Here is an 11,966-nt window from a genome sequence, read left to right on the forward strand (position 1 = left end):
AAACCGGAATCCGGGAGAGCATTCATGGACGAACGCAGGGAGACGAAACGGATACCATTCGCGCTGTATGGCGTGGTGCTGTTCGGCGTGGCGCTTGTGATGTACGTGGTGGGCGTGTTCCTCGGCTTTCCACGCAACATTTTCTTCCCCGGCAACGAGACGCTGACGTGGATCAACCGGGCCATCGTGCTCTATAGCGGCATCCCGGTCATCCTCGGCGTGGCGCTCATCGTGGTGGACATCTACGTGTTCCGCCCGCGCTTTCGCAACGGCGGGACGGTGCGCTTCGATCCGCCGGGTAGCCGCGACTGCACGGTGGTGCTCACCGCCTACAACGACGAGGACTCCATCGGCGAGTCCGTACGCGACTTCCTTGGCCATCCTGATGTGCGCCGCGTCATCGTCGTCAGCAACAATTCCACGGATGCCACCCTCGAACGCGCGGCCGAGGCCGGGGCCGAGGTCCTGAACGAGTGCGTGCAGGGCTACGGCGCGTGCGTGCACCGTGCGCTTCGCGAAGGGGCCTCGCGTCCGGACACGGAACTCACCGTGCTCTGCGAGGGGGACATGACCTTCCGCGCGGCGGACCTCGACAAGTTCTTCGCCTACATCCCGCATGCGGACATCGTCATCGGCACGCGCACCGTGGACCAGTTGCAGGACGAACGCACGCAGGTGACGCCGTTCATCCACTACGGCAACACCTTCGTGGGCAAGCTCCTCGAAATGAAGCACATCGGCCGCTGCACGCTGTCCGACGTGGGCACCACCTACAAGATGTGCCGCAACGACGCGCTGCTGCGCCTGCTGAACCGGCTCGACTTCCGCAACATCAATCTGGAATTCAACGCCTATTTCATGGACCGCGCGCTGGAGGCGGGGCTGGCCATCGTGGAATGCCCCATCACCTTCCATCAGCGCGTCGGTGTGAGCAAGGGGGGGAACATCAACAGCTTCGTGGCCTTCAGGCTGGGGCTTCGCATGATGCGCGGCATCCTCTTTGGCTGGTGGGACGAGGAACCGCGCGACGAGTGCTCCACAGTCACGACAACTGCCGAGGAGTCGAAATGAGGAGACTCCTCTCCGCCGTCATCGCGTTCGCATGGCTTGTCCTTCCGGCGTCGTCCGCTGCGGGGGGCGTGCCGGTGCGCGACCTGCTGCGGGCCGACTGGCCCGCCGGATGGAGTGTTGGCACCACGCCGAAGACCGTGGATGTGCGCGACGTGCATCGGCTCATGGCACAGGTGATCGCCGATGGAACGCCCCGGCGCGTGGCCATGGACGGGCCGGTGGCCACGCAGGCTCGCCGGGTGGAGCGCATGCGCAACGAGGTGTGGACGGAGTTCGGGACGCGCATCACGGAGGCCATCGGTCGGCTCATGGCCACGGGCAAGGCCGACGTCGGACCGCACGTCCTCGCGCTGACCTATTCCGCCGCCTATCCAACCACGTTGAGCTACCAGCTCTTCGGGCGCGAGCGGCACATGTTCCTTCCCGCATCCCGGCAGTTGCACACGGTGTACGTGCCCATGGAGAAGGTGGGCGTGTCCCCGGACCTCGGCTGGCATGCGACGCCGGAACTGCTGGTCAGCGAGGTGCGGATTTCGGAGCTTGCGCTGGTGAGCGTGCACGATCGGGCACACGCGGAGTTGTGCTCCATGGCGCTTTTCCTCGACCGGATATTTCATCCCTACGCGGCCTCGTTTTCGCTGCCGGGCGGCGTGTTGCCGCTTGGAACGCACGGGGTGAACTCCTCGTTCTTCCAGTCGTGGGTGGACGGGGAGGAAAACACGATTCGCCCAACGCTCCTTGTGGCGGGCGGATCATCCGTCGCCACGGAGTTTGTTCTGGATGGCGGCGGCGAACTGGAATTGTGGTTCGACGCGGTGCCCTTTGCGGCCATGGACCGCGTGGTGGCCGAGGTGCGTCTTGTCCGCGCGGACGGCACGGCCAAGCGGCTGGTGCGTGAGGAGCGGGATTTGTCGGCGCTTTCCGGCGGCGCGGCGTGGAATGCGCTGCGTGTGGCCGCTCCGATTTCCGGTGAGGTGGGCGAGCGCGTGCGGCTGGAGTTCACCGTGGAGGCCGCCGGTGGCGCACCGGGCACGCCCGGAGCCATTGGCTTGTTCTCTGGCATTCGCATGCGCGGTGGCTCTGCCGAAGAGCGCGAGCCGAAGGGCCGGGATGTGGTGATGGTGATTGCCGATTCCCTGCGCGCTCAGACCGCCTACGACGAGCGGCTCCAGCGGCCGGGACGCGGACTGGCGCGGCTGATGGCCATGCCGGACACGGCCGTGTTCACGCGGGCACACTCGCCCTCCAACACCACCACTCCGTCGACCAATGCGCTCCTGCATGGCCGGTATCTGGCCGAATTCCCAATCTTCTACCACCCCGCGCAGGAGACGAACCTCTTCGCCTATTTCCGTTCGCAGGGCTACCGGACCTACTGCGTGACGACGAACCCTTACCTCATCCCGAGGCTGGAGTTCTTCACGGACGAGTACGTCTATTACCGCGACATCATGGATGGAGACCGACTCTTTGCGCGTGCGGCGGAAATTCTGTCCCGCCGCGACGCGGATGGTCGCCCGGCCTTCGTGTTCCTGCAGGCCATGGAGACCCATTCGCCGGACGCCTTCGGGCGCGTGCGCTCGGACTGCATGGACAAGCCCGAGGTGATGCGCCGCTTCGCGCAATACCTCGGCGTGCGCGAACCTCGGGATACGCCCGAAACCACGCTGGCCGTGGATTCCTCGGAGCTTGATCTGCGCCCCTGCGCCAACCTGTCGGACGATTTCGGTTGGGATGCCGCCAGCGCCAGTGTGGTGTTCTCCGGGGCGAAGCGGCTGCTGCTCGAAGGGGACGCTGTGCAGATGCTCGCTGCGCCGGACGGGTCCGAGCCGAGTGGACTGTCGCTCTCCCTGCGTTTCGACCCGCCGGACCTCGCCGCTCGCCTAGAGCGTTGTGAGATGAATCTTTTCCATCGCAATGGACGCAATCAGTTGTACGGCGTGATGGCGGCCGAGCCGCTGGAGCCGGGTGAGGTGCGCCTCAGCAGGCGGGTGAAGGGGCTTGTCGTCGGTGGGCCGGATGAGGCTCCATTTCCTGTCGAGGAGTATACCGGAGCGTTGGTGGTGCAACTGCATTTCTCAGAATCTGTGAGCGGCAGGGCCACCATCTCGGGTGTGCGAGCGGTTTCCGAATCCCGGGATTTCATGGCCTTCATGGATGGTGTGCTCGACCGCGTCGTCGTGGATGAACCGGGGCCGGACGCAGAAGGGGTGAGCTGTGCGAACCGCCCGCTCTCGAAGGGAGCGCTTCTGGCCGCACGGAAGGGGTATGTGACCAAGTGGATGGCCTTCGACGCCAAGTTCGACGCCTTCCTCGATGCTCTGGATGGCATCCATGACGGCGACGGCCCGGTGATGCTTTTCTTCGCCGATCACGGGCAGTCCCTTGGCGAGAACGGCAAGTATGGCCACGGCTCGTCCCTCGGCAATCAGCAGATTCGCGTGCCGCTGGTGGTGCATGTTCCCGGTGGGCTGGATGGACGGAGATTGCGCGTCGATTCGCCGGTGGAGACGCTCTCGGTGTACGCCACCATGGTGCATCTGTTCGGTGGCGTGTCGGCAGGGCCCCTGCGGGGCGAGAGCCTTTTGCGCTCGGCTCTCGACGGGGATGGGCCGGAACGCGTGGCCGTGTCGCAGATTGATACCCGGCAGACGGCGCGGCAGATTGCCGTGATCACGCCGCACGGCAAGGCCATCGTCGATCTCGACGGCGAGCGCATGCAGGCCACGACCAACGATGACCACGATGGACCGTTGGACGTCGTGCCCGCAGGGCTTTTCGAGCGGGCGCGGTGGGTCGGTCGCTGGTACGGCGCGCTTGGTGCCGCTGGCGCGAGAGCTGAAGGACAGGCCGAGACGACGCGCCTCGACCAGACGTTGGACCAGAATCTCAAGGCACTCAAGGACCTCGGATACGTGGAGTAGGCATGCAGGCATTCGCGAAGGTGGTGGTTCTCGGTTTCGACGGGCTTGACCCGCGCATCGTGCAGCGGCTCATGGACGCGGGGCGGCTGCCCGCCTTTGCGGCGCTGGCGCGGCGGGGAGCGTTCGCCCCTGTGCGCACCACCGTGCCCCCGCAGAGTCCCGTGGCGTGGTCCACCATCGCCACGGGCTGCAATCCGGGCGGGCACGGCATCTACGACTTCCTGCACCGCGAGCCGGAGGCCTACCGCATCGACCTGTCCATCATCCGCAAGACCGGGCGCAATCCCTTTGCGCCACCGGGACGGCAGTACGTTCCGCCGCGTGGCGGCACGGCATTCTGGGAGCAGGTGTCGCGGGTCGGGCTTCCGGCCACGGTGGTGCGCTGGCCCGTGACCTTTCCCCCGCCGGACAACGGCGCGCGCATGCTGGCGGGCCTCGGCATGCCGGACATTCAGGGCAACCTTGGCCGCTATGCGTTCTATTCCACAGCCGAAGCCGACTTCGTGGGCGAGGGGGCGGACAAGGTCCGCAGGCTCACCTTTTCCGGACGCGAGGCCAAGACCGCTCTGGACGGGCCGCTGTATCAGGCCCTCGGCAAGCCGAAGCCCAGCGCCGTGCCCATGCGCATCCGCCGTTCCGGCAGCGGGGCGGACATCGAACTGCCTGACGCGGCCTTCCATCTGGAGCCGGGCGCGTGGAGCCAGTGGCTACGCGTGAAGTTTCCCTTACCGCCGTTTTCCAAGGCCTTCGGCATCTGCCGCATGCTGCTGGTGCAGGCCGACCCGGAATTCAGGCTCTACGTCAGTCCGATCCAGATCGACCCGCGCGCGCAGTATCTGCCGCTTTCGGTGCCGGAAGCCTTTGCCGAGGAGCTTGGCGGCGGGCAGAGCTTCTTCACCCTCGGCATGCCTGAGGACACCAAGGCCGTCAGCGAGGGGCGCATCGGCGAGGACCATTTCCTGACCCTGTGCGATGAACTCATGGAGCAGTGGACCGGGATGTTCTTTCGGCTGCTGGACGGCTTCGAGCGCGGGCTTCTGGCCTTCGTCTTCGACACCACGGACCGCGTGCAGCATCTGTTCTGGCGGCATATCGACCCCGCGCATCCCTTCCACGACGCCGAGGCCGCCGCGCGTTACGGCGGAGTGGTGGACGCGTACTACGAACGGGCGGATGCCATCCTCGCGCGGGTCATGGAGCGCGTGGGGGACGACACGGCCGTCGTCGTCTGCTCGGACCACGGATTCGAGAGCTTCCGTTACGCCTTCAACGTCAACACGTGGCTGGAGCGCGAGGGCTTTCTGTCCCATGCGGGAGGTGAGGGCGGGCCGCTGTTCAGAAACGTGGACTGGGAGTCCACCCGCGCCTACTCGGCGGGGCTGAATGCGCTTTACCTCAACCTTCGCGGGCGCGAGGGGCGCGGCGGCGTGACGGCGGATGAGCGCGGGGCCGTGCAGGCCGATCTGGTGCGGCGGCTGACGGACCTGCGCCATCCGGGCACGGGCGAGCATGCGCTCACGGCCGTGCACCTCGGACAGGACGTCTTCCATGGTGCCTTCGCGGATGGCGCGCCGGACCTTGTCCTCGGCATGGCTCCGGGCTTTCGCGTCTCGTGGGAGAGTGCGCTTGGCGGGCCAGGGGCGGATGTCTTCACGGACAATATGAATCACTGGAGCGGGGACCACTGTCAGGCACCGGGCAATGTTCCGGGCATCCTGCTGTGCAGCGTGCCGCTCGACATGGGCGATCCGGGGCTGGAGAACATCGGCCCCACGGTGCTCGAACTGCTGGGCCTTTCCCGGCCCGAAACCATGCAGGGCGTGCCCCTGCTGAGCATGTGAACGGAGCAGGCATGGACAGATTGACGCGACTGGAGAACGACGCGGTCTACATCATCCGCGAGGCCTACGCCCGCACGCGTGCGACCGCCGTGCTGTGGTCCATGGGCAAGGATTCGACGGTGCTCCTGTGGCTGTGCATGAAGGCCTTTCTGGGGCGCGTGCCCATTCCCGTCATCCACATCGACACCGGCTACAAGTTTCCGCAGATGTATGCCTACCGCGACCGCTGGGCCGCCGAGTGGGGGCTGGACGTGCGCGTGTTCGCCTGCCCGGAGGGAACGGCCGTGGGGCCGGACCACGAGTCCAAGCTCGAATGCTGCACCCGCCGCAAGACCAACGTCCTGCGCGATGCCCTTGGTTCCCTTGGCCTCGAATCCGTGCTGGTGGGCATCCGGCGCGACGAGCACGGCATCCGCGCCAAGGAGCGCGTGTTCTCCCCGCGCGGCGAGGACTTCCGCTGGGACTACATGAATCAGCCCGCCGAGATGTGGGACCTCTATCAGAGCCGTGACGATGCGCATCACCTGCGCGTGCATCCGTTACTCGGCTTCACGGAGCTTGACGTGTGGGAGTACGTGCGCCGCGAGAATCTCGAACTCAACGAGCTGTATTTCGCCCGCAACGGACGCCGCTACCGCAGCCTCGGCTGCATGCCGTGCTGTAGTCCGGTCGAGTCCGACGCGGCCACCGTGGACGAGATCATCGCGGAGCTTTCGCAGTCCACGGTTGGCGAACGCTCCGGCCGGGCGCAGGACAAGGAGGATGCCTTCACCATGCAGAAGCTTCGTTCGCTGGGGTACCTGTGATGAGCGCCGCAAACAGGAATGCGCAGAGCCGTCCGCTGGCGGCCGTCGTCGTCGGCGATGTGGACCATGGCAAGAGTACGCTCATCGGCAGGCTCCTCTACGACACGGGTAGCCTTGATTCCGAGCGCATGAGCGATCTCGAAAGCTCCATCGGCGCGGGGGGGCCGGATTTTGCCCGCGTTATGGACGCGCTGGCCGAGGAGCGGCGCGACCGTATTACCGTGGATACCGCACAGACCTTCTTTTCCAGCGCCGTGCGCGACTATGTGCTCATCGACGTGCCCGGTCACCGGGAGTTCATTCGCAACATGGTCACCGGGGCCACCAAGGCCGATTTGGCCGTGGCCATCGTGGATGTGGAGCGTGGCATGGGCGACCAGACCATGCGCCATCTCGCCATTCTCAACATGATCGGCGTGCAGCGCTGGGTGGTGGTCGTCAACAAGATGGACCTGCCTGGACAGGGTGAAAAAACATTCGAGACCGTGGCCGCTTCCGTGCGTGCCCTTGCGAAGCGCTTGGGGAGCGAGGTGGCGGCGCTCATTCCCGTGTCCGCCGTGCGGGGCGACAATGTCGTTCACCCCTCGTCGGACGTGAACTGGTATCGCGGTCCGTCGCTGCTTGCCGCCCTCGACGCCGAGTCCGTGCCCGGGGAGCGCCGGGGCACGGCCTGCATGCCCGTGCAGGACAGCTACGACATGGACGGAACCCCGGTGCGGGTTGGCCGTATGTTAAGCGGCAGCGTGACGGCGGGGACGCGCCTTCGCGTTGAACCGGGCGGCGGCGAGGTGGAGGTTGCCCATGTGGTGCGTTTCCCCGAGGGCGTGGTGGAGCGCGCAGAGCCGGGCGAGAGTGTGGGGCTGGTGCTTGCCGGGGATGCGTCCATCCGGCGTGGCGACGTGCTGGCGGATGCCCCCCTGCGCGTGGAGTCCTCGGTGCGCGTGCGCATGGCTTCGCTGTGCGAGAAGCCGCTTCGCATTGGCGAGACGTTTACCATGCGCATCGGGCATCAGGAGATGGAATGCACGCTTGGCGAATTGACGCGGCGTGTCGTTTTCGGCGGCGAGATTATGGTTGTGGATGAAAATCCGGGACGTGCTGTTTTCTTTGGCGATATTGTGGTAGGGAACATGATGGCCCGTAATCCCGTGGCTTTTCTGCCCTTTGCGCAGTGCCCGGAGTTGGGGCGGCTGGTTCTGGAACGTGGCGGCGAAGCGGTCGCCGTGGGCGTGGTCGAGTGATCCGACCCGCGCGGCTAAGTGGCGCGCGCAAGGAGAGAGCGATGAACGGCAGCGAGAGATGCGCGATGGTGGCGTGGACGGTGGCTTTGGTGAGCATTCCGGCAACGGCCGTGGCCTATGTCGATCCCGGCACCACCAGCGCGGTGTTCGGCGGTCTGGCGTACATTCTGGCCTTTGTGGGCGCGGGGGCGGCCTTCCTGTTTAGGCCGGTGATTCGGCTGTATCGCAAGCTGTTTCGCAAGCAGACCCCGGAGACAGAAAAGGCCGAGGAGCGCGGATGAACAGGCGGCGATTCCTTGGTGCCTGCGCGATTGGTGCTCTTGGCGGCGCGCTTGGCTTTCCGGCCATCCTGCGCGCCCGGCGTGGGGCCTATCGGCGCGTGCTGCTGCTCGGCATGGACGGCATTGATTTCGGGCTGGTCCGAGAGTTCTGCAAGGCGGGGCATCTTCCGTCCTTTCAGAGACTTCTGGAGTCCGGGACCTTGGCTCCGCTGGCGACGAGCACGCCGCCGCAGTCGCCCGTTTCGTGGACGTGCATCGGCACGGGCGTCGGCCCCGGCGCGCATGGCATGTTTGATTTTCTCGAACGTGATCCGAAGCGCTATTTGCCCCGGCTTGCCATCACCCGGCTTGAGGGCGGGGGGCTGTTCGGAGATCCGCGCTACGTGAATCCCGTGCAGGCGAGGCCATTCTGGGACGAACTGGCCGACACGGAAATCCCGGCGACGGTCATCAAGTGGCCCGTGACCTTTCCCGCACCGGACAAGAGCCGCGTGCGGCTGCTTTCCGGCATGGGCGTGCCGGACGTGCAGGGCAACATAGGGCGCTATACCTTCTATACCGACGCGCCGGACGACGGCGGCCCGGCCGGGCACAAGCTGGCACGTCTGGAATTCGTCGATGGCATGGCGCATTCGGAAGTGCGTGGGCCGTTGGTGGCGGGCATTGCCGGAACGAGTCCCGCCACGCTGGAGCTGGTGGTCACCCGAACGGAGAAGGGCGTGCGCGTGTCCGTGGATGGGCGCACGGCGGACCTCGTGCAGGGGCGCTTCTCGGACTGGATGCCCATGCGCTTCGACATGGGCTTCGGGCGTTCCATGAGCGCCATTGGGCGCTTCTGCCTCGTGGAGGCCGCGCCGCACGTGCGGCTGTATCTGACGCCCCTCAATCTCGACCCCGTCGACCCTGCCTTTCCCATCAGTTCGCCCCCGGACTACGCGGCGGAGATGTCGCGCGCCGTCGGCCGATACGCCACGCTGGGCATTCCGGCGGACACCAAGGCCCTGACCGAGGGACGGCTCACCGAGGAAACCTTCCTCGATTTTTGCGACGGACTGCTCACGGAGCAAGAGCGGCTGTTCGAGTACGAGTTCGGGCGGTTCGAAACCGGCCTGCTGGCCGGGGTGCTGTTCACCACGGACCGCGTGCAGCACATGTTCTGGGCTGCTCGCGATCCGCAGCATCCGCTCCATACGCCGGACTATGCGCGCCGCTACGGCTCCGTGTTGCCAGACCTCTACCGGCGCATGGATCGCCAGCTTGGGCGCATCCTCGCCGAGATAGGGGACGACACGCTGTTTCTGGCGTTTTCGGACCATGGATTCGGCCCCTACCGCCACTCCGTGCACCTGAACCGCTGGCTGGCGGAGCGCGGGCATCTGGCCCTCACCGGGAAGCCGGACCCAGGCGACCCCGACGCGGGCGCACTGTTCGCCAACGTGGATTGGAAGCATACGGCGGCCTACGCCATGGGGCTCAACAGCATCTACGTGAATCTCGAAGGGCGCGAGGGCGAGGGGGTGGTGTCCGAGTCCGCCCGGTCCGCGCTGGTGGCGCGCATAGCGTCCGAGCTGGAGGATTTCAGGGATCCGCAAAGTGGCGCGCGCGTGGTGGAAGCGGCGTTTCCTGCGGCGTCGGCCTATGGCGGCGCGGCGAACGCGCCGGACATCGTGGTCGGATTCCGTCCCGGATACCGGGCCAGTTGGCAGACGGCCGTCGGCGGCTGCCCGGAGGAGATCGTCTCCGCCAACACGGGACGCTGGAGCGGCGATCATTGCATCGCGCCGGGGTTCGTGCCGGGGATGGTCTGTTCGAATCGTCCACTCGCGGGAGACAGCCTGTCGGTCTACGACATCGCGCCAACCGTGCTGGCGGCGCTCGGCCTTGATACGCCGCGCCGTTATGTGGGGCGCAACTGCGTCGGATAGGCGCACAGATGAATCGGAAGTACCCATGAAGAGAAGACGTTTCCTCAAGCTCTGTGGCGCGGCGGCAGCGGCATCGATGTTCGCTCCGGGGTGCTCGTTTATGTCCGTGGAGGGGGATGCTCCGCCGGTGCGGCACCTGGCGGACGCGCTGGTGGCGGAGGGGGCCGATGCGGCCGCGAAGGCGCAGACCGTGACCCTCGGCGCGCTGACCATGCCCGCCGTGCGAACGGAGCTTGGCCGGGTGTGGGGTATGGATGACGTGCGCATTGCGCCGACCACGCGGTTCGAAGTGCATTTCGGTCTGGGCAAGGATGCGCAGGACCGCGATGTGCGGGTAACGCTGAACGGGCCGGGCGGTTCCGTGACGCGTACGGTCCGCCTTGCGCCGGGCACGTTTTCGCCAGTGACGATGGACGTCGGCGGCGCGGGACGCGGTGGGCGGTTCACGCTGGCCGTGGAGGGGCTTGGCGGCGGGGATGTGTTCATCGGCAATCCCGTGTTCGTCACGCCGGGGCGGCGGCGCGGTGCACCCTGCGTGTTTCTGATCACAGTGGACACGCTACGGGCCGATCATCTCTCGGCCTATGGCTATCATCGCCAGACTTCGCCGGTCTTCGACGCCCATGCCCGCGAAGGGGTGCTTTTCGAGCGGGCCTACTCCGCCGCGCCGTGGACGCGTCCGAGTTATGCCTCGCTGTTCACGGGGCTTCCGCCCTCCGTGCACCGGACGGTGCCGCGCAAGCCCGGCGTGCCGGGGCTCGTGTCCGGCGAAGAGGCACTGGGGGCGCAGTTCGTTTCTCTGGCGGAGCGATTTCGTGCGGCCGGGTATATGACCGTCGGCATCCATTCCGTGGGGAATTTGGCTCCGGCGTTCGGCTTTGCCGCTGGCTTCGACCGCTATGAATACGTCGCCGAGATGGAAACCCGCGCCGAGGGCGGCCGCGTCCACCGGGTGGGGCTTGCGGGCGAGTCGGCGGAAGCGCTCATCCGCGCCGTTCGCGCCTACCGCGATGTGCCGCTTTTCGTCTTCGTGAACATCCTCGACCCGCATACGCCGTACAATCCGCCAGCGAGCGTGCGCAAGGCGTTTCTGGACCCCACCGACCCGGCCTATGACACGCTGGAGGGCTTCTCCATCGGCGCGGGCTGCTACGAGTGCACCTTCGACATGCGTCCCGAGAACATTGTGGCGCTCTACGACGCCGAAATCGCGTTCACGGATTGGCAGCTCGGGCGCATCATCGGCGAATTGCGCCGCGCCGGACTGTATGACGACTCCCTCGTCGTTGTTACCTCGGACCATGGCGAGGAGCTTGGCGATCATGGCGGCTGGGGGCATGGCTTCAAGCTCTACGACGAGCACGTGCGGGTTCCCCTGTGGATGCGCATGCCGGGTCGCCTGCCCGATGCTCGCGTCGTGCCGGACGCCGTCGGGCAGATGGCCCTTGCGCCGACGATTCTCGAACTCGCCGGAATCCCTCATCGGCCGGAATTTTTCTGGGAGCCGGGGCTTGTGCCGCTGATTCGTGGCGAGGCCGAGGCCGCACCCGTGTACGTGGAGGAAATCAACCACGGCAAGGCCATCGAACCTCTCGACGCCATCATCCATGGCGGACGCAAGCTGGTGCGAGGCTGGGGCAGTGGCCGTGTGGAATGCTACGACCTGCAAGGCGATCCCCGAGAGAGGCATGATATCGCCGCATCGTCTGGCGAGGCGGGGCGTACCCTGTTCGCCGGGCTTTCCGGTGCGCGCGGCAGAATCGAAGCCTTCCGGGAGCGCTTCGCCTCGGCAGCAACGGCCACCCCCGCCATGGAGCGCGATCCCGCGCTACTCCAGCGGCTCAAGGATCTCGGATACCTGTGAATCGGGAGGACGC

General features: G+C 66.4%; 8 protein-coding genes. All 8 read left to right on the top strand.

All coding sequences use genetic code 11. The features are described 5' to 3' along the window. Positions 1-24: 24 nt before the first annotated feature. The 8 genes from GGQ74_RS11720 to GGQ74_RS11755 are packed head-to-tail and all read left to right on the top strand — an operon-like array spanning position 25 to position 11,953. On the top strand, positions 25-1,071 hold the full coding sequence (locus GGQ74_RS11720; protein WP_167941727.1) for a glycosyltransferase: 1,047 nt from the start codon (positions 25-27) through the stop codon (positions 1,069-1,071). After that, positions 1,068-3,995 carry a sulfatase-like hydrolase/transferase gene (locus GGQ74_RS11725; protein WP_167941728.1) on the top strand — a complete coding sequence of 976 codons (2,928 nt, stop codon included), beginning with the start codon at positions 1,068-1,070 and terminating at the stop codon, positions 3,993-3,995. The genes GGQ74_RS11720 and GGQ74_RS11725 overlap by 4 nt, the downstream gene beginning before the upstream one ends. Before the next feature lie 2 nt (positions 3,996-3,997). After that, positions 3,998-5,836, top strand: coding sequence for an alkaline phosphatase family protein (locus tag GGQ74_RS11730; protein WP_167941729.1), 1,839 nt, complete (start codon positions 3,998-4,000; stop codon positions 5,834-5,836). An 11-nt stretch (positions 5,837-5,847) separates the two neighbouring features. Then, positions 5,848-6,642 carry a sulfate adenylyltransferase subunit CysD gene (cysD, locus tag GGQ74_RS11735; protein ID WP_167941730.1) on the top strand — a complete coding sequence of 265 codons (795 nt, stop codon included), beginning with the start codon at positions 5,848-5,850 and terminating at the stop codon, positions 6,640-6,642. Further along, complete coding sequence (locus tag GGQ74_RS11740; protein ID WP_167941731.1) at positions 6,642-7,883, top strand: GTP-binding protein; 1,242 nt, start codon at positions 6,642-6,644, stop codon at positions 7,881-7,883. Before cysD ends, GGQ74_RS11740 begins: the two co-directional genes overlap by 1 nt. A gap of 41 nt (positions 7,884-7,924) precedes the next feature. Continuing rightward, entirely contained in the window at positions 7,925-8,164 is a 240-nt protein-coding gene (locus GGQ74_RS11745; protein ID WP_167941732.1) for a hypothetical protein, read from the top strand. Continuing rightward, positions 8,161-10,089 (top strand): alkaline phosphatase family protein, encoded by a 1,929-nt coding sequence (locus GGQ74_RS11750; RefSeq protein WP_167941733.1) that lies wholly within the window; start codon positions 8,161-8,163, stop codon positions 10,087-10,089. The genes GGQ74_RS11745 and GGQ74_RS11750 overlap by 4 nt, the downstream gene beginning before the upstream one ends. 25 nt (positions 10,090-10,114) lie before the next feature. Continuing rightward, on the top strand, positions 10,115-11,953 hold the full coding sequence (locus tag GGQ74_RS11755) for a sulfatase (RefSeq protein WP_167941734.1): 1,839 nt from the start codon (positions 10,115-10,117) through the stop codon (positions 11,951-11,953). Positions 11,954-11,966: the final 13 nt, after the last annotated feature.

The sequence above is a fragment of the Desulfobaculum xiamenense genome (assembly GCF_011927665.1).
Lineage (GTDB): Bacteria > Desulfobacterota > Desulfovibrionia > Desulfovibrionales > Desulfovibrionaceae > Desulfobaculum > Desulfobaculum xiamenense.

Coding starts and splice junctions, on each gene's coding strand:
- GGQ74_RS11745 (WP_167941732.1), top strand. CDS start 7,925: ATGAACGGCAGCGAGAGATGCGCGATGGTGGCGTGGACGGTGGCTTTG.
- GGQ74_RS11720 (WP_167941727.1), top strand. CDS start 25: ATGGACGAACGCAGGGAGACGAAACGGATACCATTCGCGCTGTATGGC.
- GGQ74_RS11750 (WP_167941733.1), top strand. CDS start 8,161: ATGAACAGGCGGCGATTCCTTGGTGCCTGCGCGATTGGTGCTCTTGGC.
- GGQ74_RS11725 (WP_167941728.1), top strand. CDS start 1,068: ATGAGGAGACTCCTCTCCGCCGTCATCGCGTTCGCATGGCTTGTCCTT.
- GGQ74_RS11755 (WP_167941734.1), top strand. CDS start 10,115: ATGAAGAGAAGACGTTTCCTCAAGCTCTGTGGCGCGGCGGCAGCGGCA.
- cysD (WP_167941730.1), top strand. CDS start 5,848: ATGGACAGATTGACGCGACTGGAGAACGACGCGGTCTACATCATCCGC.
- GGQ74_RS11730 (WP_167941729.1), top strand. CDS start 3,998: ATGCAGGCATTCGCGAAGGTGGTGGTTCTCGGTTTCGACGGGCTTGAC.
- GGQ74_RS11740 (WP_167941731.1), top strand. CDS start 6,642: ATGAGCGCCGCAAACAGGAATGCGCAGAGCCGTCCGCTGGCGGCCGTC.